Below are 23,264 nucleotides of genomic sequence, written 5' to 3'. Positions count from 1 at the left end.
AACAAAACTGATGGAGCGGTTGCGCGGATGCATGCTTTTTCAATGATGTCGGATGGATTTTTTCTGTCGTTGTCGCTGTGCCTGGATATTGGTCTCGTGAACGTCGCGATCATCTCCCTGACCCTCTCGCACGGCTTCAAACCAGGGTTCTGGCTCGGCCTCGGTTCGTGTTTCGGCGACCTGATTTACGCGGCGCTCGCGCTCGCGGGCATGGCCGCCCTGTTGCAGTTCGAATCGGTGCGCTGGGTGGTCTGGATTGGCGGCGCCGCGATCCTGCTGTTTCTCACATGGAAGATGGCGAGTGAAGCGATGTTCCCGGCTTCGGCACCGGCGGTGGCCGGCGAGGCGGACGACAGCGCAACGCATCTGTCCGCGTGGCGAGGTTTTCTGCGCGGCGTGTTGCTCGCCGTGTCGTCGCCCTCGGCGATTCTGTGGTTCGCGGCGGTTGGCGGCGCGCTGATCGCGAAAGCCGGCGCAACGAGCGTAACCACCGCGCCGGTGTTTCTCGGCGGATTCTTTCTCGGCGGCCTGTGCTGGACCCTCTTTATCTGCGGACTCGGCAGCCACGGGCGCAAACGCGCCGGCACCGGTTTGCTGCGCGCGTGCCACGTACTGTCGGCACTGCTGTTTGCCTACTTCTCGTATAGCGTGATCGTCAACGGTTATCGCGATCTGATCGTGCAAACCACGCAAACGGCAATCTGATAAAAAACGGCTCGCGTGTGAGCGAGCCGCTTCGATCAGGTTCGACGTGCGCCAGCGCAATTCGTCGCGATGTATCAGGCGAGATATTGCGCGAGCTTCGCCAGGTCGACGTTGCCGCCACTCACCAGCACGCCCACTCGTTTGCCCTTCACCGGCACGATGCCGTTGAGTACCGCGGCCGCGGCGAGACACCCCGTCGGCTCGACCACGATTTTCATGCGCTGCGCGAAAAAACGCATTGTGTCGATCAACTGAACGTCGCTGACTGTTTCGATCCGTGCGACCAGCTTGCGGATAATCGCGAACGTGTAGTCGCCGAGATGCGTGGAGGCGGCGCCGTCGGCGATGGTGCGCGGCGTGTCGATGTGCACGATTTCGCCGCGAGCCAGCGATTGCTGGCCGTCGTTGCCCGCTTCCGGCTCGATGCCGATCACCGTGCACGCAGGGCTCAACGCAGCAGCGGACAAAGCGCTGCCGCCGATCAATCCGCCGCCGCCGAGGCACACGAACAGCATGTCGAGCGCGCCGACTTCGTCGATCAGTTCTTTCGCCGCGGTGCCCTGCCCCGCGATCACATGCGGATGGTCGTACGGCGGGATCAGCGTCATGCCGCGCTCTACGGCAAGCCGCCGGCCAATTTCCTCGCGGTTCTCGGTGTAGCGGTCGTAGGTGATCACTTCGCCGCCATAGCCTTTCGTCGCCTCGACTTTAGCCGCGGGTGCGTCGTGCGGCATGATGATCGTCGCGTGAATGCCGGCAAGTCGGGCCGACAACGCAATTGCCTGCGCATGATTCCCCGATGAATACGTCAGCACCCCGGCTTTGCGCTGCTCCGCGTCGAAATGCGAAATCGCGTTATAGGCGCCGCGAAATTTGAAGGCACCCATGCGCTGGAAATTCTCGCATTTGAAGAACACCGAAGCGCCTGTGCGCTCGTTGAATGTGCTCGAAGTCAGAACGGGGGTGCGGTGGGCGACGCCTTCAAGACGCGCGGCGGCGTCTAGGACATCGTCGAAGGTGGGAGCGGGAAGCACTTGCATCGGCGAAACTCTCCGGAGCGGTGGCGAAACAGCCATTGTCCCAGCTTCGACCCGGCTTTGGAACGTCAGTCGTGTCGCGGGAATCTTTCGATGCCCAAGTGCGCGCACGCCGACACGGCCAGCGACGCGCAGCGTCAGTCTGTCAGCGGTAATCAGCGTTTATTGCGAGGTAGCGGCAAGAAAAACAGAAACGGCGTAACCCGGCGATCAAGCCGGCGTTACGCCGTCAACACGTCGTTAAGTCTGGTCCGGTGCGATTAGCGGCGATAGTAGCCGTGACCGTAGTAGCCGCGATAGTAACCGTGGTGATAATAAGGACGGCCATAGCCGCCGTAATATCCACCCACAACGACAGGCGCTCCGTAATAGACCGGCGGAGCGTAGACGACCGGCGGCGGCGGGGGCGCGTAATAGACAGGCGGCGGCGCGGCATAGACCGGATACGCCGGCGCGATCGGAATCCCGATACCGATACCCACGGATACGTGCGCCTCAGCTGCGCTGGCGAGTCCCAGGCCGAGTGCAGCGGCAACGACAAACGGAACGATCTTTTTCACTTTATTCTCCTAGCGCGGCCACCAAGGTCGCCGACTTCACATGCCTTGCATGCTATGGAATCAATGTATCGAAAAAGACGTCGCCCTTCTGTTCGCATTTGTTGCAAATTGCAATCCGCGCTAAAAGCCCGTCATTTCTGCCGATACGGCGCGCCGCGCACCGGTCTCGCAATGTGCTGAATTCTCAGGGATTGCGGAGCCACGAACATCCACCGATCACCCGTTTCATCCGCCTTGTGGTCCGCCATGCCGATTCCCCAGTAATCTTTGATTACAAATTAGCTTCAATCCTGACGGCGCGCACCGAGTCCCGAATAAAAAAATGCCCGGCCCAATGGCCAGGCATTTCTTACCTGCAAGCGGCAATTTCTTCAGCCTACCTTTACGTAAGCAAACTCGCGGGACACGCTCGGCGGGACATACGCACCACTGATCCGCACGCGCGGCGTGAGGCGCTTTTTCTGGTCCCACCAGCGGCGGCGCTGTGCATGAGTCAAGAACCGCAAGTGCTTTCGGTAAGAAAAAATACTCATCGTGAACCTCCCGAATCTGACTGCGAGACGAAATACCCAGAACAGCAACTGCCAAACCGGCTCATGGAGAAATTCTCAGCAATTTTCCTACCCGTGGGGCGCTCGCCGCCGGATAGCCGGCCTCACGCGCCATATCGTTCACGCATTCATCAGGAGAAAGCGGCCGCGAGGCCACGCCGCAGGCGTGGCGGATGCGCGATACTTCGGTCTTCCCCTTCAAAAGTTCCGTCTGGAGCAGGCAGCCATGTCCCAGTCTTCTTTGCCGCGCCTTGGTTTTATCGGAGCGGGCCGGCTCGCGCGGTGTCTCGCGCTGAGCTTTTCACGCGCCGGTTATCCGGTCACGGCGGTGGCAAGCCGCTCGCCCGCCTCAGCCGCGCGGCTTGCCAGTCAAATCGAGCATTGCGCGGCATTCGAGAACCCGCAACAGGTCGTCGACGCCGCAGACATCGTCTTTTTAGCCGTTCCCGACGACAGCATCGGTACGTCAGCGCACACACTCCGGTTCCGCCCGCACGGCCAGGCGCTCGTGCACTGCAGCGGCGCTTCGCCGGTCGAGCTGCTGGCGCCGGCGCGCGACCAGGGTGCGTCGATCGGCGGCTTTCATCCACTGTACCTCTTTAGCGGAGACCTCGCCGATATCGAGCGCATCGCCGGCTGCTCCGTGACCATCGAGGCCGACGGCGCCCTCAAGGAACAGTTGATGGCGCTGGCCGTCGCGCTGCGCTGCCATCCGCTGTCGATTCCGGCGGGCGGGCGCATGCTGTATCACGCCGCCGCGCACTACGCCGCCAGCTTCGCGCTATGCAGCCTCGCGGAATGCGTCGCGCTGTGGCGCACCTTGGGCCTCGCCGAAGGCGACGCGCTGCGCGCGCTGCTGCCGATGCTGTCCGGCACCATCGAAACCGCCCGCGACAAAGGCTTGCCCGCCGCGCTCGCGGGCCCGGTATCGCGCGGCGACACGGGAGTAGTGGAGAAACAGCTGGCGTTGCTGGAAGGCCTCGGCGGTGACCATGCCGCGCTGTACGGTTTGCTGTCGCGGCGCGCGGTCGGGCTGGCCGAACGCCGCGCCACGCCGCCCGCCGCGATCGATATGATCTCCGAAGCCGTGGAAGAATCGCTCAGCCGCTCGCTGAATCAGGCTGCAGCAGGTGCAAGCGTCAAGTAAGCCGTGATAATGTGACGTCCGGCGCCGCGCGCAATCCGCCGGCGCCACGCTTCGGGACCAACAGACGAGAACGCACAATGATCAAGGTCAGCATCCTCTATCCGTACCGGGAAAACGGCCGCTTCGACGTGGACTACTACTGCGCCACGCATATGCCGCTCGCGGCGAAGCTCTTCGGCCCGTTGTTAAAGGGCTGGTCGGTCGACGTCGGCATCAACGCCGGCCCGCCCGGATCGCCGCCGCCGTACGTCGCAGCAGGTCATTTCCTGTTCGAAAGCACGAACGACTTCTACACCGTTTTCAAGCCTGCTTCCGAACAGCTGCTGGCCGACATCCCCAACTACACGGACGGCGGCAACGGCGCGATTCTGATCAGCGAGATCAAGATTTCCGTGTGACGCCCAGCGGACACGGGAGAAGTGGCGGCCGTCAATTTCGTTGGCCGTGCAATCCGACCCGCGCGCTGCGACGCTCGACGCGCCCTTCCCGGGACAGGCGCGGAGCATCCAGATGAAACCGCCGGCGCGCCAATCCAAGCGCCGGCACCCTGCGGCCGACCGACGGCCGTCATTCGAAGGATAAGGACACGAGATGTTTGGCGATATCGCCCGTTTTCTGCTCAATACCGTCTTCACGTTGTTTGGCGCCGCCCTATTGCTGCGCGCATGGCTGCAGGTCGTCCGCATGCCGCCCTACAACCCGGTGAGCAATGCTGTGCTGCAAGCCACCAACTGGATCGTGCTGCCGCTGCGGCACATCTTGCCGAGCACGCGCAAAATCGACTGGGCGAGCGTTGTCGCGGCGCTGCTCGCGGCCATCGTGTATGTGGTGCTGATGGTGGTCCTGACGGGCGCCGATCCGCTCACGCTGTTGCCGACGCTGCTGATCGTCGCGGTGCTGACGCTGATCAAATGGGCGCTGAACCTGATCATCTGGATGACGATCCTGATGGCGCTGCTGTCGTGGCTCAATCCGCGTTCGCCGGCCATGCCGATTCTGTATCAGCTGACCGCGCCGTTTCTGAACCCGCTGCGTCGCGTCGTGCCGCAGCTCGGTGGCATCGACCTTTCGCCGATCCTGCTGTTCGTGATCGTGCAGGTGCTGCTGATGGTGGTCACGCGCGCGGCGGTCCAGTTGACGTACTTCGTGATCTGACGGCGCGCGGCCCGCGCGCTGGTTCTCTCTCGCCGCAGACATACCTCGCCTGAAACGCCGGGCTAGTCGGCCGCCGCCCATCCAACAGGGCGGCGGCCGTTTCACGTCATGCCCCGCTTACTGCTTCTTCACCTGGCCGTAGGCGACCGTCGCGTTATTCGCCGACTTGATGAGGTAGATGATCGAGCGGGAGTACAGCGTGCTCCCCGTGATCGGCAGGAACGCAATCGCGGCATTACCCGTGTAGGTCGTACCCGCAGCCAACGCGCAGGATGCACTCGTTCCGGTGACGGTCAGCGTGAAGAGATTCTTGCTCGACGACGGCGTGGTGAGCAGCAGCGTGCCGGAAACCGGGCAGTTGCTCATCGTGCCGGACAGCGTGCCGTCGTTAGCAATCGTCAGCGACGAACCGGTTTGCGTCCACGTGCCCGCGACACTCGACTGCGTCACCGCGAGCGCATTCGCCGCGTCGTAGTTCCACGCCAGGCTGACCGTGTTGCCGTTATAGACATAGCTGCCGGTGAACGTCTGCTTGGCGGCGAACGTGCCCGAGCCGGAGGTGGTCGTATAGTAGACGCCGCCGTTATATTGCAGACCCGAAGTGAGCGTCCAGTTCGGTGCGGTGGTCGCGACGACGCCGAACATCTCCGACAGGACGAACGTGCCCACCGAATTCAGGGCGGAAATATTGCCTTGGGGATCGATAAACGCAGACGTCTTGTCGGCGCCGAAGGTGCTCGTCCAGAGGCCCTCTATACCATTGCCGGAAGTAGCGGCCGAGCCGGCTTGCGGGCTCGTCAGACTCGGCAGCGGCTCGCCGCTCAGCGCCGGAGACGATGCCGCAGCCGGAGCGCTCGCCGCAGCGGGCGTGCTCGCGGCCGGCGTGCTTGCCGCCGACGGAGTCGAAGCGCTGCTCGATGCAGGTGCCGCAGAGCTGGAATCCCCGCCGCCACCGCCGCCGCACGCTGCCAGAACGAGCGAAGCAAGCAGAGATAACGCCAATGTAGCTTTGTAGTTCATATTCATTTTTTTGTTGGCGAGCGCGGCCAATCAGGCTCGCTAACTCGCGCCGTTGGTCAAATTGATCTCGATGTTTTTCCGCCAGCGCCAATTCGTAGAGTTATTCCAAGAATCCACTTGACAAATACATAATCGCATGAATTTATGTAATATTTTGAAAGACGCTAAAGACGTAAACGGCGCGATTTCGGCAACCTTTAATATTGATTTGGATTTATTTTGGAATGAACTCACTGACGCCGGTGAATACAATGCGGCATGAATAAACCTACGGCAATTCGGCGTACTAACCTGATCGATTTGAAAGTTATATGAAAGTTTAATGCGCAGTTAACCGCCCAATCTGACTGGCAATCAATCAGGGTTTTAATCAGCACATGCAATGCCTCTCCCAAACGCACACAAAGCACGATGCAACGTCAATATCCTGCTTGTCGCCACGTGAGGTCGCTTCGAGCCATTCGGCGCGCCCAGCACGCCGGCAACAACTTCCGGCGCGAACCCATTTTTCATCCTGCCCCCCGATCCCGACTCCCCAAAGCGCCGAAACCCCTGTAAAATAGCGCGCTCTGCGGGCGTCGTATAATGGTAATACCCTAGCTTCCCAAGCTAGAGCCGTGGGTTCGATTCCCATCGCCCGCTCCAGATACTTTTCCGCCGCGCCGCCCAACCAATCGGGTGAGCCTTTCCGCGGAATCCAGCACGAGCCGCCTCCCTGAAGGCGGCTTTTTTGTAGTGGCGGCGGCCTGGCGTAGCGATTCGCGGCTCGCGCCGTGACGCCCTCACCCTTGTAGCAGCATCGACCATGACCCACGATCCCAACGAAGCCGGCCTGCCGGACGAACTCCCAACGCCCTCCAGCGACGCCGAAGCTCAGCCCGCCGGCGACGATACGTCCGGAGAGAATGCGCTGCATCGGCGCCGCATCCGCAGCTTTGTCACGCGCGCCGGCCGTGTCTCGACCGGCCAGCGCCGCGCCATGGATGAACTCGGCCCGCGCTTCGTGGTGCCCTACGCGCCGCAGCAGCCCGACTGGAACGGCGTATTCGGCCGTACGGCGCCGCGCGTGCTGGAAATCGGCTTCGGCATGGGCGCGACCACGGCGGAAATCGCTTCGCACCGCCCCGGCGACGATTTTCTCGGCGTCGAGGTCCACGAGGCGGGCGTCGGCGCGCTGCTGAAATTGATGGGCGAGCAGAACCTGTCGAATATCCGCATCATCCAGCACGACGCAGTCGAAGTGCTCGAGCAGATGATCGCACCCGACAGCCTCGACGGCGCGCACATCTTCTTTCCGGACCCGTGGCACAAAGCACGCCACCACAAGCGCCGGCTGATCCAGCCGAAGTTTGTCGCGCTGCTGGTGTCACGCCTGAAACCGGGCGCGTATCTGCATTGCGCAACGGACTGGCAGAACTACGCCGAACAGATGCTCGAAGTGCTGGGCGCCGACCCGGCGCTGGAAAATACCGCCGACGCTTATGCGCCGCGTCCGGAATACCGTCCGGTTACGAAATTCGAGCGTCGTGGACTACGGCTCGGTCACGGCGTGTGGGATCTGGTTTTCCGCAAACGCGGCGCTGAGTAAAGCCGCGCACTGGACAAACACTCGCCCGATAAGAAAAAGGTCCGCAATTGAATTGCGGACCTTTTTCTTTTGGCTCGGATAAAACGACAAAGCTCAGTCTGTCCAGCTCAATGCGCCGCTATAGCCGACCAGCAGAATCAGCAATCCAAACGCGATGCGATACCACGCAAACACGGTGAAATCGTGCGCGGCAATATAGCGAAGCAGCCAACGAACGCAAGCGAATGCACTGACAAAGGCCGCGGCAAAACCCAGCGCGAAGGTGCCGAGCGCGTCGACGGAAAGAAGATGCCAGTCTTTGTAGAGTTCGTATGCGGTCGCACCGAAAATAATCGGAATCGCGAGAAAGAAGGAAAACTCCGTGGCGACGCGCCGCTCGAGCCCAAACAGCATCCCGCCGATAATCGTCGACCCTGAGCGCGACATGCCGGGAATCAGCGCAAAACACTGAGCGAGGCCGACTTTCAGCGCATCCAGCGCGCTCAGATCGTCGACGCTCTGCACGCGCGCCGCGGTGTCGCCGCGCGCACGCTGGCGCGCTTCAGCCCACAGGATGACAACCCCGCCCACCACCAGCGCGAACGCGACCGGCACCGGCGAAAACAGCGCCGCCTTGATGGATTTTTCGAACAGCAATCCGAGCACGACCGCCGGAATCGTCGCGATGATCACGTTCAGGGTGAAGCGGCGCGCATCGGGCCGGCTCGGCAAGCCGGACACCACGTTGCCGATGCGGCGGCGAAACTCCCAGCACACGGCGAGAATCGCGCCGAGCTGGATGACGACATCAAAGGTTTTCTCGTGCTCGTCGTTAAAGTTCAGCAAGCTGCCGGCGACGATCAAATGCCCGGTGCTCGATACGGGCAAAAACTCGGTCAACCCTTCGACCACGCCCAGAATCAGCGCCTTGCAAGCCAATAGCCAGTCCATCCGTGCCCCTTATCGCTGTAGTTAACCAGAACGAACAGGGTCGGCACGGTAGCGCGCGGCCCTGGCGGCCGCGCGCCGCGTCATTTTTCGACGATCTGCACGCGTATGCCGTTTGTAAGGATTGTGATTGTACCGGGTTCGTAGTTCACCCCGGCAAATTGCAGTTGTTCCGGCTTGAATGTGTAGATCGGATAGTTGGTCAGCAATTGCGTGGCGAGCAGCGCCGCCGCGGCATTGATCTGCTGCGTGTAAGCCTGCGCCTGTCCGCTCACGCTGACGTTGTCCACGTTAGGCGACTTCAGCACGACCGACTTGCTGGCGGCGTCGTAGGCCAGTTCGCTCGATAGCGTGAAGATGCCGTCGACCGGCTGCGGCATGAACGGACTCGCGAGGCGTGCGTTGAGCTTCACGGAGACGCGATTCGCATCCGGCAGGAAGCCGACCACGGGATTCGTCAGCGCGACGTCGAACACTTGCGAGACCGTGCGCTGATACGGGAATTTGCGCTGCACCGCGTCCTGCACCTGCTGCTGGGAGAACGTGTAGTGCGAAGGAATGAACGGAAACGTCGAGCTCGCGCACGCCGCAAGCGATACGGTAATGCCGAGCGCGCCGCAGCCTGTCAGCGCGGCTTGCAGAAAGCGGCGCCTGGCCGGCGCAGCGGGTCGAGTCATGCGAAATCTCCTGTGGAAACCCGATCGGGCATGCAGTTGAGTTGTGTTCGGCCGGGACAGCCGGATTGAATGGATGGCATGAAGGCGCGCCGAGGCCCGTTACCGCTGAGCCGCCGGTTGCACGCGAGGCCGAGTCTGAGCCTCGAGTTGCGTAAGCCACGCGAGCGCTTCATCACGATTCGCGCCGCACATTTCCATTTGCGGTTGCAGACCGGAGCAGCACGCCGGCCGCTCCGGCTGGCCGAAGATCGCGCAGCGCAGATCGTCGCCGAGCTGCACGCAGCGCACGCCCGCCGGCTTGCCGTTCGGCATGCCCGGAATGGGACTCGAGATCGACGGGGCGATACAGCACGCGCCGCAATCGGGGCGGCACGCATGCCCGGCGACATCAAATGGAGACTCGCGCTTCACAGCGCCGTTCGGCACATCATTCACGACCTTTTTCCTTCAACTCGACAACCGGCAACAAACTATCAGACCCGCATTGTGCCACCGCATTCCGTGCGACCTTTTTACGCAATCGGCTGAGCGGCCGCTCACGTAAACTCGAGAGGTCCCCAAAAGGCCATGTTCAAGAGGCGTCCGCGCCGTTCGATCCAGCCGCGCGAACCGCGCCGGTCCTGCCTCTTCCTCGATGGCCGCCAGACCGCGAGCCACTCATGTCCATCGCCAATTCGCTGTTCCGTCCCGACCTGCTCGCCAAATACAGCGCGAACGGTCCGCGGTATACGTCCTATCCGACCGCCCTGCAGTTCCACGACCACTTCAATCCCGCCGACTACTTACGCGCCGCCGCCGACCCGGGTGCGGCGGACACGGATCTCTCGCTGTACTTCCATATTCCGTTTTGCGACACCGTGTGCTTTTACTGCGGTTGCAACAAGGTCGCGACGAAAAATCGCGCCCATGCTCGTCCGTACCTCGAGCGAATGAAACGCGAAATAGCGCTGCAGGCGGGATGTTTCGACACGCGTCGTCCGGTGTCGCAATTGCATTGGGGCGGTGGTACGCCGACCTTTCTGTCGCACGGCGAAATGGCGGAACTGATGGCTGCCACGCGTGAGCACTTCATGTTGCTGCCTGACGCGATCGCCGAATATTCAATCGAAGTCGATCCGCGCGAAGCATCGCCCGAGACCATTGCGCATTTGCGCGAGCTTGGTTTCAACCGCTTGAGCCTCGGCGTGCAGGACTTCGATCCACTCGTGCAGCAGGCAATCAATCGCATACAGCCGCTCGATATGACCGTGTCGGTCATGCAGGCCGCGCGCGCCACCGGCTTTCATTCAATCGGCGTCGATCTGATCTACGGGCTGCCGCATCAAACGGTGGAAAGCTTCAGCCGCACGCTCGACACCATGCTGGCACTCGCACCGGATCGTCTCTCGGTGTTCGCTTATGCGCACATGCCGCAGCTCTTCAAAATGCAACGTCAAATGGATCCGGCGACGCTGCCCTCGCCAGCGCAGCGGCTCGCGATCCTGCAGCGCGTGGTCGAACGCTTGACGGCCGCGGGCTATGTGTACATCGGCATGGATCATTTCGCGCTCCCCACCGACGAACTGGCCCGCGCTCAGGCGCAGCGCACTTTGCATCGCAATTTCCAGGGCTACAGCACGCGGGCCGAATGCGATCTGATCGGCTTCGGCGCGTCGTCGATCGGCAAGGTCGGCGATGTGTACGCGCAAAACGCCAAGGACCTGCCCGGCTACGCCGCCGCGATCGATGCAGGCAAGCTCGCGATCACGCGCGGCGTGCGGCTCACGGCTGACGACCGTCTGCGTCGCGACGTCATCACGCAACTGATGTGCAATCTGGAACTGCGCTTTGACGAATTCGAAGCCGTCTATGGCATCCGCTTCGCCGAGACGTTCGAGCCCGAGCTGGAGCGGTTGCGCGGCTTCGAGCAGGATGGGCTGGTGTCGATCAGTGCAGGCAAGCTCGAAGTGCAAACGGCCGGACGCATGCTGGTGCGCAATATCGCGATGGTGTTCGACCGCTACCTCGGGCAGCAGACGCTCGAACGGTTCTCCCGCACGGTTTGACAGCCCGGATGCGTTGGAGAGCAACCGGCTTGCCCGCTGTCCATTTTTCGGCCATAATCTGCGTCTTCGCTGCGCGCCAGTTTCTGGCGCGTGCGCCGCGAGACCTGCCCAGGTGGTGAAATTGGTAGACGCAGGGGACTCAAAATCCCCCGCCGCAAGGCGTGCCGGTTCGATTCCGGCCCTGGGCACCAACTAGTCTCGCAACGATCACCAGCTTTGCCAACGAAACCCCGCCAGATCAAGTCTCGCGGGGTTTTTTGTTTCCATGGCCACCAAGGTTTGCCTAACGGCCGCGCGTTGAGAAGACGGTTCGGGCAACCGATGACGTACGACCGTAAGCGAGGGGGCTATTTCCACCCCTCCGTCCCTGCCTGGTAATCGACGAACATCGCGTGCGTCGCGAAGAAGCCGATCCCGATATCGGTTAGCTCAACCCCCGAGTTGAGCTGTGGTGTGAGCGTCGTCGCAAAGTTGCCCGTGCCCGCGGTGAACGAGTAATTGAACGCCGGACCCATCGTGACGCTGATCGGCGTGCCGGCGGAGATCGTCGCCGGAAAGCCCGTCAGATTGACCGTCCCCATCATCATGCCGGAATTCCCCGTGTTCACGATCACGCTGGCCGTCGACGTGCTGCTGCCAGCGAAGGCGACCGTCGATGGCGACACGACCTGGCTGCAGATTTTGACGGAAGGGGCGGACGTGCCCGAGGGCAACTGGCTGCAACTCAGCGCCACCGCCGTGAAGCCGGCCGTCACAGCCGGGGTCACGCCGACCTGCAACGACGGCACGGCACTGCAACTGCCGGGCGTACCGAGGGTGCAGTTCTGCAAGGTGAACGGCTGCAACACATAGCCAGGATCAACGGTCGATGCGTAGGTCAGAGAACGTAGTGGGCTCAATAGCCCGCACGCAGACGACGCGCTCGGCGCGGTGTTGCAGACGGCGACCGATGAGATGTGGGAGCCCCGTTGATACATGGTCGTCAGCGACGGGTTGACGCCGAAAATATTGGACGTCACGGTGTCCGGCGACACGGCGGCGCCTTGAACCAAGACCTGGTAGACGAACAGGATCGGGATGACCGAAGTCGTAATTTGCCCGGCAGACCCGAACGACACCTGCGCGAAACCCAGGTTGCCAATGGCAAAAATGGCGGGCGGATTCGTGACGGCGCCAAACCACCCGACATTGAAACCCGCACCCTCGTCGTTCAGCGTGGTCTCCAGCACGATGTTCGTCACGGTGATGCCGTTGTACGTGATGGTTTGAATCGTGTCCGGAAGGATGGGAGGGTTCAGTCCCACGAACCCGTCTGCGGTAACCACCGACGACGGGAAAAGGTCGAGCGCATTCAGCACCACGCCCGATGACCCCGTATCGAGTGCCGCATTGATCGACACCTTGTTGTTCCCCACCATCGTCACCGGCACATAGGCGTGCGAGTAGCCGTCCGACGCGGTCGCGACCGGATAGATGCCTATGGCAGAGGGACTCGAAATAACCGTGTTGCACTGCACGTCGACGTTGCCGACGTTAGCCGCGGCGACAATGCCGCCGCCTTGACTGACCAAGCAGTTCTCGCCGGCCGGCTGACTGGCAACCGATATCTGATAGGCCGTTCCATTCGGAAGTTGATCCGGGAACGCGAAACTGGTGGCGCCTGAGGCGATGGATAGCGTCGTCGTGCCGTTGGTCAACGTCAGCCCGGACGACGAGAGGTGATCGACCGTCCCCGAGACCGTGTAAGTCGGGGAACTATTCGAGCCTCCGCCACAACCGCTCAAACCGGCAATCAACGCGGTCAGTACGATCCAGAGCGTTACGCGCATGTCCCACCCCATCATTTATCGGTCGCCGTCCAGGCGGCTGGCTCGGCTTTACCTGCCGGTCGTGCGAAGTTTAGGGCAGGAGCAAGACTGGTGGACAAGAATTTTCCGCCCCCCACCCTCAAGATCACGGCGAGCATGCCGGGTCATGCAGTCATTCGACGTCATGCCGCTTGGACAGCCGGCGGTATCGAGTGGTATTTTTAGTGGCATTACCCTCGCTGCCGCCCGCCCCTTGCGCACCTCGCCGCGCCGCATCCGGGCAGCCGCGTATTCCGATTGCAGATTTTTTCAACGCCACCTGTCCATCAGCAAGCGCCCCGAGCGTCATTGTGATGGCGGCCGATGCAATTCATCCGCCTCAACCCCATGACGGAGGCTCACATGCAATATCTGTTGATGATCTATTCGGAAGAAAACGGCTGGAGCAAGATGACCGACAGCGAGCGGCAGCAAGGCGTGGCCGCATATCACGCGTACACCGAATCGTTGAACAAGGCGCAGGTGCTCGTCGGCGCCAACCGGCTGCAGCCCACCAGCACGGCGACCACGGTGCGGCTCGTCGACGGCAAGCCGCAGGTGCTGGACGGCCCCTATTCCGATTCGAAGGAGCAGCTCGCCGGCTACTACCTGATCGACGCGCCCAACCTCGATTCGGCGATCGCATGGGCGTCGCGTTGTCCCGGCGCCGGGCACGGCATCATGGAAGTGCGCCCGGTCTGGACCGCCCCGTACGAAGCGCCATCGGTTAAATGAGTCCCTCCGGCGGCAGCCGTGACGGCGACGCCGCCGCGCGGTCGATTGCCGAGGCGGTCGCGCGCCGCAGTTACGGCAAGCTCGTCGCGCTGCTGGCCATGCGCACACGCGACGTCGCCGCGGCCGAGGACGCGCTCGCCGACGCGTTTGCGGCCGCGCTGGCGGACTGTCCCGCGCGCGGCTGCCCTGCGAATCCCGAAGCATGGCTGATGACGGTGGCGCGCCGCCGGGCGATCGACGGCGCGCGTCATCGCCGGATCGGCGACGACGTGTCGAACCAGCTCGCGATCCTCGCCGACGAAATCGACGAGCATGAAGCAGGCGCGTTGCCCGACCGGCGCCTCGCGCTGCTGTTCGCGTGCACGCACCCCGCCCTCGAGGCCGCGATCCGCACGCCGCTGATGCTGCAGGTGGTGCTGGGGCTCGACGCGCAGACAATTGCGTCCGCGTTCCTGATGTCGCCCGCCGCGATGAGCAAGCGCCTCGTGCGGGCCAAGAACAAGATTCGCGAAGCGGGTATTCCGTTCAACGTGCCCGAGCGCGAAGAGCTGCCTGAGCGGCTCGACGCGGTGCTGGAAGCGGTCTATGCCGCGTATGCCGAAGGATGGACCGACCCGCTCGGCGGCGATACCGGGCGGCGCGATCTCGCCGACGAGGCACTGTTTCTCGCCCATCTGCTTGTCGAACTGCTGCCCGAAGAGCCCGAGACGCTGGGTCTGCTCGCGCTGATGCTGTATGCGCAGGCGCGGCGCGATGCGCGACGCGATGCAGCCGGCGAATACGTGCCGCTCTCGGCCCAGGATCCGGCGACATGGAACGCGCCGATGATCGACGCCGCCGACACCTTGCTAAGGCGCGCGAACACATTGGACGCAATCGGACGGTTTCAGCTCGAGGCCGCCCTGCAGTCGGCGCACGTGTACCGCTGCCGGACGCGTCGCGCGAACTGGGACGAAGTCGTGCAGCTTTACGACGCGCTGTTCGCGATTGCGGCGACGCCGGTGGTCGCGGTGAACCGCGCGCTCGCGCTGGCGGAGCGGGACGGCCCGCAGACGGCGCTCGACGCGCTCGAACCGTATGCGAACGATCCACGCCTCGCCGACTACCAGCCGTACTGGGCCGCGCGCGCCAATCTGCTTGCACGTGCCGGCGCGACGGCCGAGGCGCTCGGGGCGTACGACCTCGCGATCGGCCTGGAGCGCGATCCGGCCGCGCGGCGGTTCCTGCAGCGCAAGCGCATGGAATTGTCAGCGGCGAACAGCTAGCTCGCACGGGGGCTGTCAGCCAGCTGGGGCGCCGCCCGGAAGCGCCAGGCGAATCGCCTAAACTAGAGACTCAACGAACGCGGGTGTTCCCGCGCGGCTACGCAGACATGGCGCATATCTTCTTCGCTGCTTCGATTCAGCGGCATATCGCAACGCCCGAGCGCGAAGTCGATGCGCGCACGGTCAGAGAAGCGCTCGAGGCCGTCTTCGTCGCGCAGCCTCGGCTGCGCGGCTACATCCTTGATGACCAGAGCGCATTGCGGCGGCATCTCGTTGTGTTTGTCGACGGCCGGCGAGTGCGTGACCGGCAACATCTGTCCGATATGCTCGGCGAGGATAGCCGTGTTTATGTGGTGCAGGCGCTGTCGGGTGGGTAAGAGGGTTCCGTTCCTAACCAAGCGTTGCGTGAGATCGGAGTAAAACGCATGAGCGATCGATTGCTTGTCGCAACCCGCAAGGGGCTGTTCATTCTGCAAGCCGATGGCAAGGGCGGCTGGTCGCTCGGCGAACCGCATTTCATCGGCGAGCCGGTGAGCATGGTGCTGGCCGATCCGCGCGACGGTTCGCTGTATGCCGCGCTTAATCTCGGCCACTTTGGCGTGAAGCTGCATCGCCGGCGCGCGGGCATGGCGGGCTGGGAAGAGTGCGCGGCCCCCGTCTACCCGCCCCAACCCGCCGACGAAATGCCGCCCACCGGCGACGCTACGCACACGAGTGAGGACACCGCCGCCGACAATGCAGGCGCCGCAGCGCCTACCCCGCCCTGGACGCTTCAGCAAATCTGGTCGCTCGAAACCGGCGGCCCGGACGAACCCGGCGTTTTATGGGCCGGCACAATTCCAGGCGGCCTTTTCCGTTCCGGCGATGGCGGCGACACATGGGTGCTCAACCGCGCGCTGTGGGATCGTCCGGAACGCCGCGAATGGTTCGGTGGCGGCTACGACGCGCCGGGTATCCATTCCGTGATGGTCGATCCGCGTGACAGCCGGCACGTGACGATTGGCGTGTCCTGCGGCGGCGTCTGGCAAACCCATGACGGCGGCACAACGTGGCGCGTGAGTGCCGAAGGCATGGAGGCGGACTATATGCCGCCGGAGCGGCGCGGCGAAGCCAACGTGCAGGACCCGCACCGGGTCGTGCAATGCGCGGCAAACCCGGATGCCCTGTGGACGCAGCATCATTGCGCGATCTTCCGCTCGACCGACGGCGCGGCGCACTGGCAGCGGATCGAAGCGCAACCATCGAGCTTCGGCTTCGCGGTTGCCGTGCACCCCCACGAACCGGACACCGCGTGGTTCGTGCCCGCCGTGAAAGACGTGTGCCGCATGCCCGTGGACGGCCAGTTCGTCGTTACGCGCACACGCGACGGCGGCCGCACGTTCGAGCGTTTCTCGAATGGCTTGCCGCCCTCGCCGGCGTATGACCTCGTGTATCGGCACGGCCTCGCTGTGGATGACTCCGGCACGCGCCTCGCGATGGGTTCGACCACCGGAGCGCTTTGGACGTCTAACGACGCCGGTGAAAGCTGGCAATTGCTGTCAGCCCATTTGCCGCCGGTCTACTGTGTCCGGTTCGGATGAGCGCGGGGGCGCTCCGGATTCATGTTCGGCCGGCGCGTACCGATAATCGCTCGATGACCGAGAAAACCGCCATGCCCACCAGCATGGCAATGACGAACAGCACCGCATCCGGCTCACCGCTGCCCAGGTTCACGAGCGCCGGTCCCGGGCAGAACCCGGCGAGCCCCCAGCCGGCGCCAAACACGGCACTCCCCACGAGCAGGCGACGGTCGATGCGCGTGGCCGTGGGCATGCGCATCGGCGCGCCGGACAAGCTGCGATCACGCCGCCGCGCCATGGCGAATCCAACGCTGGCCACGCCGACCGCGCCTGCCATGACAAATGCCAGTGATGGATTCCAGCTGCCGGCCAGGTCCAGAAACCCCAGCACATTCGCGGGGTTAGCCATGCCGGAGACAATCAGTCCGATGCCGAATATCAGGCCTGCCAACAGTGCGCCAAGAATCAGCATGTCAAAGCCCCAGGAGATGTCGGGTAACAAAAACGGTGCCGAAGCCCACTGCCATGAACGTGATGGTGGCGGCGAGGGAGCGCAACGAGCCTCGCGAGAGGCCGCATACTCCGTGACCGCTCGTACAGCCGGAGGCGTAACGGGTGCCGATGCCGACCAGCAGGCCGGCGGTAACGAGCACTGGCTGCGACGACTCAATCGTGATTGCCGGCAGCGGTGCGACTAGCCTGAACACCCACGGCGCGGCGACTAGTCCGAGCAAAAACGCGACTCGCCATGCGCGGTCGCGGGAGGCCGAATAAAGCAAGCCGCCTACAATCCCGCTAATGCCGGCGATGCGGCCACTGACCATGACGAGCAGCGCCGCCGCGAAGCCGATCAGCAAGCCGCCGGCAACGGCTGCACCTGGATGGAAGTGGGCAAGATCAATGTTCATTGCGAGCGTCCTATCACCGTGCTGCAAATATATACTACTCGGCACACCTTATCGTCCCGCCACCTGCGCTCCGCTGTGCACGGTCGCGCGCTTACGCTTGAACACGTAGCCGGCCCACATCACCACCAGCCACGCCGGCACGAGCCACACCGAGACCGACAGGCCCGGCGTCATGGCCAGAATCACCAGGATCAGCGCCATGAAGGCGAGGCAGATCCAGTTGCTGACCGGGAACCAGAACGACTTGAACACGAGCGTCTCGCCCGCCGCGACCATCGCCTTGCGCGACTTGAGATGCGTCAGGCTGATCAGCGCCCAGTTCAGCACCAGCGCGGCCACCACCAGCGCCATCAGCAAACCGAGTGCTTCCGCCGGAATCAGATAGTTGATGATCACGCAGGTGAACGTGGCAAGCGCCGACAACCCAATCGCCATGTACGGCACGCCGCGCCGGTCGACCTTCATCAGCGCGCGCGGTGCATTGCCCTGCTCCGCGAGGCCGTAGAGCATGCGGCTATTCGCGTACACGCCGCTGTTGTAGACCGACAGGGCCGCGGTCAGCACCACCACGTTGAGGACGTTCGCGGTCAGCGTCGAGCCGATCTGCGAGAAGATCATCACGAACGGGCTGCCGCCCGCCGCCACTTCGTTCCACGGATACAGCGAAAGCAGCACCGCCAGCGAGCAGATGTAGAAAATCAGAATCCGGTAGATCACCTGATTCACGGCCTTCGGGATGCTTTTTTGCGGCTCGTCCGCTTCAGCTGCCGTAATGCCGATCAGCTCCAGGCCGCCGAACGAGAACATGATGACCGCGAGCATCATGAACAGGCCGTGAAAACCGTGCGGGAAAAAGCCGCCGTGGCTCCAGAGGTTGGTGATCGAGGCTTGCGGGCCGCCATGGCCGCTGAACAGCAGATAGCCGCCGAACACGATCATGCCGATCACCGCCACCACTTTGATGATCGCAAACCAGAACTCGGTCTCGCCGTAAGCCTTGACGTTCGCCAGATTGATTGCGTTGATGGCGGCAAAGCATACGAGCGCCGACACCCACGTGGGCACGCCCGGCCACCAGTAATGCACGTAGGTGCCGACCGCCGTCAGCTCGGCCATGCTCACGAGCACGTACAACACCCAGTAGTTCCAGCCGGACAGGAAGCCCGGGAAGTCGCCCCAATACTTGTACGCGAAGTGGCTGAACGAACCGGCTACCGGTTCCTGAGCCACCATTTCACCCAACTGCCGCATGATCATGAAGGCGATGATGCCGCCGATCGCATAGCCGAGAATCATCGACGGGCCGGCTGCCTGCAACACGCTGGCGGAGCCGAGAAACAAGCCGGTGCCGATCGCCCCGCCCAGCGCAATGAGCTGGATGTGGCGATTCTTCAGCCCCCGCTTCAGGCCGTCTTGCTGCTGTGCACTATTCAAAATTGCGCCCCAGTGTATGGATAAGGATCACCTGGCCGGACTTGTGATCCGGCCGGGCCGAACCGGAAATTTTACTGCGGCCGAAATTGCCTAAATATTGGGAGCAACCCGCGCTTGGTTCTGCGCCGCACTTAACGGTGAGGATTGGGATTGTCACTGGCTCGACGCTTCTGTATGGTCGCCTAGTCGGGGTTCAGCCTTCGGAGATTCAACATGTCGCTCAAACGTTTGCGTTTGCTTTGCGCCGCTGCTTTGTCTCTCTGTTTCGCGGGCACCGCCGCTCTCGCCCAAACCGCCGCGCCCGGAACAGTCCCTGCCGCTATGCCCGCGGTGACGCCTGCCGTGGTGCCTGTTGCCGCGCCCGCTGTGGTGCCTATCGCGGAACCGGCAGCCGAGCCGCCGGCCGAACCCGCCATGGAGGCGAGCGCGCCCGAAGCGCCCGCTCCGGCGTCCATGGCGCCCGCCGCACCTCCCGTTAAAGCCGCCACGGCCCCGCCCCCCGCCGCACCCATGACCGGCCCGGTGCGCAACGTCGTGCTGGTTCACGGCGCGTTCGTCGACGGTTCGAGCTGGAACGGCGTAGTCGCCAAACTGCAGCAGAAGGGCTATCACGTGAGTTCGGTACAGAACCCGCTCACCTCCCTCGCCGACGATGTCGCCGCGACCCGCCGCGTCCTCGCGCGTCAGAACGGTCCGACCCTGCTGGTCGGGCATTCGTGGGGCGGCATCGTGATTACCGAAGCGGGCGCGAACGCGCCGAACGTCGCCGGTCTCGTCTACATCGCGGCGATTGCGCCCGACCTGCACGAAACGGCCATGGATCTGATGAAACGCGGCGCGCAGATGCCCGCGGGCAAAAGCATCATCAAGGACCCGAGCGGCTTTCTCTGGCTCGACCGCACGAAATACCGCGCCGACATCGCCGCGGACGTTCCCGAAAACCTGACGCGCGTGCTCGCCGCGGCACAAGTCCCGCTTGCGGAAAAAACCTTGACCGAAACGGTCAGCCAGGTCGCGTGGAAAGACAAGCCGTCGTGGTATGTGCTGACGACGAAGGACCGGGCGCTGTCGCCGGAACTCGAAAAATTCATGGCCGACCGGATGGGCGCGAAAGTCGTGCCGATGGCGTCGAGCCACCTCGCGCCCGTCTCGCATGCGGGTGAGATTGCCGATGTAATCGATCGCGCCGCGCGCGAACTGAGCCGGCAGCAGTAGCGTGGGTTAGGCCCATGCGCGTGTGCAGTCGCGCATGGGCCAACGCAATGACGTTCGGCGTGGCCGCCGGCTAGCGCAACATGAACGACATTGCCGACAGGCAGTTCAGCATACGCACTGCATGTTCGACCGATGCCGCGCCAAAGCGCAGCGTGACGGCGTCGACGCGCGTGAGCATCGGCCATTGGCAGAACAGATCGGCGAGCGCGCTGGTCTGCGTGCGCAGTTCGCACTCGACAGGCAACGCTGCCGCGCGCGCGGATTCCCGCGCGTGTCCCTCTGCAAGAGACTGCTGAACCACTTCACGCGCGGCGGTTTCGATCGCCAAGCGGGCGCTGGCCGGCGATTGCGTCACGCCGCTCGCATGTCCCGTCGCACTCTTGGTGACGACAAAGCGCGCCTCCGGAAAACGCGGCGCGGTTTCCTCCGCGAATACGTCGTCGCCGGATAAAAGCGCGACCCGTGCGCCATATTCTTCCGCTAACGCGCCATACAAGCCTGCCTCGCCGACCTCGACGCCGTTCAACGAAACGCGCGCGAATGCAAAGCTGTTGATTGTGTGCGCGAGGATGCCACGCGTTTGCGACATCGCGTGATAGCCGATCATGAAGACCAGTGCGGCGCCGTACTCCAGCCCGGCCATCATGCCGAGCGTGCGCGGTTTGCCGAGCACCACCTGGGCGCGCGCGTCGAGCAGATCGGGCAGCAGATTGCGAAAGCCCCCATGCGAGTCGTTGACCCAGACCTGCGTCGCGCCGCCGGCGAATGCGCCTTCAATTGCGGCATTGGCTTCGAGGGTCATCCAGCGGCGCGCGGCTTCGTATTCGCCGTTGCCGGCGCGCGTCTGTTCAGGATGAAACACACCGGCAACGCCTTCGATGTCGGCGGAAATGAGGACTTTCATCAGGAGGCGCGCTTCAGTAGTTGAGCAAGATCGGGGACGCTGTCGCGCAGCGACAGACGGCGATGGCCGTCGCGCCCGGTCACGGACGCGGCGCTCCACAGGGCGTCGAGAATCGCCTGCTCCACGCTGTCCGCGGCGGCGCGAAAGAGCAGATCGAGACGCGCGTCGGCGAGCAACGGCGGGAGCGTGACGAAGTCGGACGCGTGCGGGACCGTGTATGCGGTCGAAAACGCCAGCGCGATATCGCCGCTGCCGTGGCCGTACACCGAACCGGTCCGCGCGAGACCCGCCGCCGCCCGCAACGAGAGACGCTTGAGCTGGCGCGCGTCGAGTGGCGCGTCGGTGGCGACGATCATGATGATCGAACCTTGCTCCGGTTTCGCGATGCTCGCCGCACTCGCCGCTTGCGCTGCGCGCTCGGCCAGCACGCGGCCAAGCGGTACGCCATCGACTGTCAGCATCGGCAGGCGGCCAAAGTTCGCCAGCACGAGCGCGCCGACCGTATAGTCGCGCCCGGCAATGGCTGTCACGCGTGACCCGTTGCCGATCCCGCCTTTCAGATCGAAGCACGACATGCCGCGCCCCGCACCGACCGCTCCGCTCGCGACATCCGTGCTCGCGGCCGCGCAGGCGTTGTCGAAATGCTGTTCAGTGACAGCCATCGCCTGAATATCGTTCAGGAATCCGTCATTACATTCGAACACGAGCGGATTCACCGTTGACCACTCACGCCCGATCTGAGGATTCGCACGAATGGCTGCGCGAATCTGCGCCTGCGCGACCGCGGCGACGCCGAAGGTGTTCGTCAACGCAATCGGCGTTTCCAGCGTGCCGAGTTCCTCGACTTGCACGAGCCCGATGCTTTTGCCGAACCCGTTTATTACCGACGCCGCCGCCGGCACCTTATCGAGAAACGCATCGCCAGGATGCGGGCGAATCACCGTCACACCGGTTTGCATCGCGCCCTCGTCGAGGGTGCAGTGGCCGACCGTCACACCCGGTATATCGGCAATCGTGCCGAGCGGACCGGACAGCAGTTCGCCGATATGCAGCGCGCTTTGGCGCTCAGTCGGTTTCATGCCCGGTCGAGCTTCGGATCGAGCGCGTCGCGCAGACCGTCGCCGAGCAGGTTGAACGCGAGCACGGTCAGGAAGATCGCCAGGCTCGGAAACAGCGCGATATGCGGCGCCGTGACCATGTCGGCGCGCGCTTCATTGAGCATCGCGCCCCACTCGGGGGTCGGCGGTTGCGCGCCGAGTCCGAGAAACGACAGGCTTGCCGCGGTGATGATCGACGTGCCGATACGCATCGTGAAGTACACCACCACCGACGAAATCGTCCCCGGCAGAATGTGACGCACGATAATGGTCCAATCCGATGCGCCGATGCTGCGCGCCGCCTCGATATACGTGAGATGTTTGAGCATCAGCGTATTGCCGCGCACGAGCCGTGCGAATGCCGGAATGCTGAAAATCGCGACCGCGCAGATCACGTTGATCATGCCGTTGCCGAGAATCGCCACCACGCCGATCGCGAGCAGAATGCCCGGGAAAGCGAACAGCACGTCGGCCACGCGCATCGTGATGCGATCCCACCAGCCTTCGTAGTACCCGGCCAGCAAACCGAAGAACGTGCCGATCACCGCGCCGATCGCGACGGACAGGAACCCCGCTTCGAGCGAAATGCGCGAGCCGACCAGAATGCGGCTAAAAATATCTCGTCCCAGCGAATCGACACCGAACCAATGCGCCGCGGAGGGTCCTGCATTCAGCGCGTCGTAGTCGAAGAAATTCTCCGGGTCGTACGGCACGATATGCGGCGCGAGAATCGCCACCGCAATCAACAGCAGCACGAAAATGCCGGCGGCGAGCGCGACGTGCTGCTTGCGGAATTTGCGCCAGAACTCGCTCCACGGCGTGCGGACCGCGTTTTCTACAAGAGCGGCCTTGGCCGCATTCGCCTCGGTAGCAGAAATGCTCATGCGG

At 63.3% G+C, this 23,264-nt stretch carries 24 protein-coding genes and 2 tRNA genes; 13 read left to right on the top strand and 13 right to left on the bottom strand.

Translation table 11 applies throughout. The features are described 5' to 3' along the window. The first annotated feature begins 27 nt into the window (after positions 1 to 27). Positions 28 to 705 (top strand): LysE family translocator, encoded by a 678-nt coding sequence (locus tag A6V37_RS22920; protein ID WP_064268618.1) that lies wholly within the window; start codon positions 28 to 30, stop codon positions 703 to 705. A gap of 74 nt (positions 706 to 779) precedes the next feature. On the opposite strand, the gene A6V37_RS22915 is transcribed toward A6V37_RS22920, so the two are convergent. Both A6V37_RS22915 and A6V37_RS22910 read right to left on the bottom strand, forming a co-directional pair. After that, on the bottom strand, positions 780 to 1,745 hold the full coding sequence (locus A6V37_RS22915) for a threo-3-hydroxy-L-aspartate ammonia-lyase (RefSeq protein ID WP_064268619.1): 966 nt from the start codon (positions 1,743 to 1,745) through the stop codon (positions 780 to 782). 257 nt (positions 1,746 to 2,002) lie between these two features. Beyond that, a complete protein-coding gene (locus A6V37_RS22910) occupies positions 2,003 to 2,302 on the bottom strand; it encodes a hypothetical protein (protein ID WP_064268620.1) in 300 nt (99 codons plus the stop codon). A gap of 777 nt (positions 2,303 to 3,079) precedes the next feature. Here A6V37_RS22910 and A6V37_RS22905 point away from each other — a divergent pair. From A6V37_RS22905 to A6V37_RS22895, 3 genes are all read left to right on the top strand, one after another. Beyond that, entirely contained in the window at positions 3,080 to 4,000 is a 921-nt protein-coding gene (locus A6V37_RS22905) for a Rossmann-like and DUF2520 domain-containing protein (protein WP_064286376.1), read from the top strand. Positions 4,001 to 4,077: 77 nt separating this feature from the next. Further along, positions 4,078 to 4,398, top strand: coding sequence for an EthD family reductase (locus A6V37_RS22900; RefSeq protein ID WP_064268622.1), 321 nt, complete (start codon positions 4,078 to 4,080; stop codon positions 4,396 to 4,398). A gap of 193 nt (positions 4,399 to 4,591) precedes the next feature. Then, positions 4,592 to 5,155 carry a YggT family protein gene (locus A6V37_RS22895; protein ID WP_064268623.1) on the top strand — a complete coding sequence of 188 codons (564 nt, stop codon included), beginning with the start codon at positions 4,592 to 4,594 and terminating at the stop codon, positions 5,153 to 5,155. A gap of 117 nt (positions 5,156 to 5,272) precedes the next feature. Here the strand turns inward: A6V37_RS22895 and A6V37_RS22890 are convergent, their stop codons facing one another. Next, positions 5,273 to 6,175, bottom strand: coding sequence for a hypothetical protein (locus A6V37_RS22890; protein ID WP_341272022.1), 903 nt, complete (start codon positions 6,173 to 6,175; stop codon positions 5,273 to 5,275). A 571-nt stretch (positions 6,176 to 6,746) separates the two neighbouring features. Between A6V37_RS22890 and A6V37_RS22885 the strand changes: the two genes are divergently transcribed. Together A6V37_RS22885 and trmB are read left to right on the top strand one after the other, a co-directional pair. Further along, positions 6,747 to 6,820 (top strand) — tRNA-Gly (locus A6V37_RS22885). 160 nt (positions 6,821 to 6,980) lie between these two features. Next, the gene (gene trmB, locus A6V37_RS22880; RefSeq protein WP_064286375.1) at positions 6,981 to 7,763 is read left to right on the top strand and encodes a tRNA (guanosine(46)-N7)-methyltransferase TrmB; all 783 of its coding nucleotides are present in this window, start codon (positions 6,981 to 6,983) and stop codon (positions 7,761 to 7,763) included. A 93-nt stretch (positions 7,764 to 7,856) separates the two neighbouring features. Here trmB and A6V37_RS22875 read toward each other — a convergent pair whose 3' ends face one another. The 3 genes from A6V37_RS22875 to A6V37_RS22865 all read right to left on the bottom strand — a co-directional run bounded on the left by A6V37_RS22875 (position 7,857) and on the right by A6V37_RS22865 (position 9,802). Then, positions 7,857 to 8,693: an undecaprenyl-diphosphate phosphatase gene (locus A6V37_RS22875; protein WP_064268625.1), complete on the bottom strand. Its 837-nt coding sequence runs from the start codon at positions 8,691 to 8,693 to the stop codon at positions 7,857 to 7,859. A gap of 80 nt (positions 8,694 to 8,773) precedes the next feature. Then, positions 8,774 to 9,367, bottom strand: a complete 594-nt coding sequence (locus A6V37_RS22870) for a DUF1439 domain-containing protein (RefSeq protein WP_064268626.1) — start codon at positions 9,365 to 9,367, stop codon at positions 8,774 to 8,776. Positions 9,368 to 9,466: 99 nt separating this feature from the next. After that, complete coding sequence (locus A6V37_RS22865) at positions 9,467 to 9,802, bottom strand: YkgJ family cysteine cluster protein (RefSeq protein ID WP_075643541.1); 336 nt, start codon at positions 9,800 to 9,802, stop codon at positions 9,467 to 9,469. A 224-nt stretch (positions 9,803 to 10,026) separates the two neighbouring features. Between A6V37_RS22865 and hemN the strand changes: the two genes are divergently transcribed. Beyond that, complete coding sequence (gene hemN, locus A6V37_RS22860; protein WP_064268627.1) at positions 10,027 to 11,412, top strand: oxygen-independent coproporphyrinogen III oxidase; 1,386 nt, start codon at positions 10,027 to 10,029, stop codon at positions 11,410 to 11,412. Between the two features lie 106 nt (positions 11,413 to 11,518). Next, positions 11,519 to 11,603, top strand: a tRNA-Leu gene (locus A6V37_RS22855). A gap of 156 nt (positions 11,604 to 11,759) precedes the next feature. On the opposite strand, the gene A6V37_RS22850 is transcribed toward A6V37_RS22855, so the two are convergent. Next, a complete protein-coding gene (locus A6V37_RS22850) occupies positions 11,760 to 13,241 on the bottom strand; it encodes a hypothetical protein (RefSeq protein WP_082902741.1) in 1,482 nt (493 codons plus the stop codon). Positions 13,242 to 13,622: 381 nt separating this feature from the next. Between A6V37_RS22850 and A6V37_RS22845 the strand changes: the two genes are divergently transcribed. The 4 genes from A6V37_RS22845 (at position 13,623) to A6V37_RS22830 (ending at position 16,839) form a co-directional block, all read left to right on the top strand. Beyond that, the gene (locus A6V37_RS22845) at positions 13,623 to 13,994 is read left to right on the top strand and encodes a YciI family protein (RefSeq protein ID WP_064268628.1); all 372 of its coding nucleotides are present in this window, start codon (positions 13,623 to 13,625) and stop codon (positions 13,992 to 13,994) included. Further along, complete coding sequence (locus A6V37_RS22840; protein WP_064286374.1) at positions 13,991 to 15,259, top strand: RNA polymerase sigma factor; 1,269 nt, start codon at positions 13,991 to 13,993, stop codon at positions 15,257 to 15,259. The genes A6V37_RS22845 and A6V37_RS22840 overlap by 4 nt, the downstream gene beginning before the upstream one ends. 107 nt (positions 15,260 to 15,366) lie before the next feature. After that, positions 15,367 to 15,636: a MoaD/ThiS family protein gene (locus tag A6V37_RS22835; RefSeq protein WP_064268911.1), complete on the top strand. Its 270-nt coding sequence runs from the start codon at positions 15,367 to 15,369 to the stop codon at positions 15,634 to 15,636. A gap of 48 nt (positions 15,637 to 15,684) precedes the next feature. Continuing rightward, positions 15,685 to 16,839 (top strand): WD40/YVTN/BNR-like repeat-containing protein, encoded by a 1,155-nt coding sequence (locus tag A6V37_RS22830; protein WP_064286373.1) that lies wholly within the window; start codon positions 15,685 to 15,687, stop codon positions 16,837 to 16,839. Positions 16,840 to 16,858: 19 nt separating this feature from the next. On the opposite strand, the gene A6V37_RS22825 is transcribed toward A6V37_RS22830, so the two are convergent. From A6V37_RS22825 to A6V37_RS22815, 3 genes are read right to left on the bottom strand one after another with little or no spacing between them, the layout of a single operon-like run. Next, positions 16,859 to 17,290 (bottom strand): YeeE/YedE family protein, encoded by a 432-nt coding sequence (locus A6V37_RS22825; protein WP_064268631.1) that lies wholly within the window; start codon positions 17,288 to 17,290, stop codon positions 16,859 to 16,861. A 1-nt stretch (position 17,291) separates the two neighbouring features. After that, a complete protein-coding gene (locus A6V37_RS22820; RefSeq protein WP_064268632.1) occupies positions 17,292 to 17,726 on the bottom strand; it encodes a YeeE/YedE family protein in 435 nt (144 codons plus the stop codon). Positions 17,727 to 17,774: 48 nt separating this feature from the next. Further along, a complete protein-coding gene (locus tag A6V37_RS22815; protein ID WP_064268633.1) occupies positions 17,775 to 19,160 on the bottom strand; it encodes an amino acid permease in 1,386 nt (461 codons plus the stop codon). A gap of 213 nt (positions 19,161 to 19,373) precedes the next feature. On the opposite strand from A6V37_RS22815, the gene A6V37_RS22810 reads away from it, so the two are divergent. After that, positions 19,374 to 20,375 carry an alpha/beta fold hydrolase gene (locus A6V37_RS22810; protein ID WP_082902742.1) on the top strand — a complete coding sequence of 334 codons (1,002 nt, stop codon included), beginning with the start codon at positions 19,374 to 19,376 and terminating at the stop codon, positions 20,373 to 20,375. A gap of 70 nt (positions 20,376 to 20,445) precedes the next feature. On the opposite strand, the gene A6V37_RS22805 is transcribed toward A6V37_RS22810, so the two are convergent. Genes A6V37_RS22805 through gsiD form a run of 3 tightly spaced genes read right to left on the bottom strand, consistent with a single transcriptional unit; the run spans position 20,446 to position 23,260 of the window. Then, positions 20,446 to 21,279, bottom strand: coding sequence for a M55 family metallopeptidase (locus A6V37_RS22805; RefSeq protein WP_064268634.1), 834 nt, complete (start codon positions 21,277 to 21,279; stop codon positions 20,446 to 20,448). Further along, positions 21,279 to 22,358 carry a DmpA family aminopeptidase gene (locus A6V37_RS22800; protein ID WP_064268635.1) on the bottom strand — a complete coding sequence of 360 codons (1,080 nt, stop codon included), beginning with the start codon at positions 22,356 to 22,358 and terminating at the stop codon, positions 21,279 to 21,281. The genes A6V37_RS22805 and A6V37_RS22800 overlap by 1 nt, the downstream gene beginning before the upstream one ends. Next, positions 22,355 to 23,260 (bottom strand): glutathione ABC transporter permease GsiD, encoded by a 906-nt coding sequence (gsiD, locus tag A6V37_RS22795; RefSeq protein ID WP_064268636.1) that lies wholly within the window; start codon positions 23,258 to 23,260, stop codon positions 22,355 to 22,357. Before gsiD ends, A6V37_RS22800 begins: the two co-directional genes overlap by 4 nt. Positions 23,261 to 23,264 lie beyond the last annotated feature (4 nt).

The organism is Paraburkholderia ginsengiterrae, from assembly GCF_001645125.1.
GTDB classification, from domain to species: Bacteria; Pseudomonadota; Gammaproteobacteria; order Burkholderiales; family Burkholderiaceae; genus Paraburkholderia; species Paraburkholderia ginsengiterrae.
Note: the sequence above shows the minus strand (reverse complement) of the source record. Positions and strands in the feature narration are given on the sequence as shown.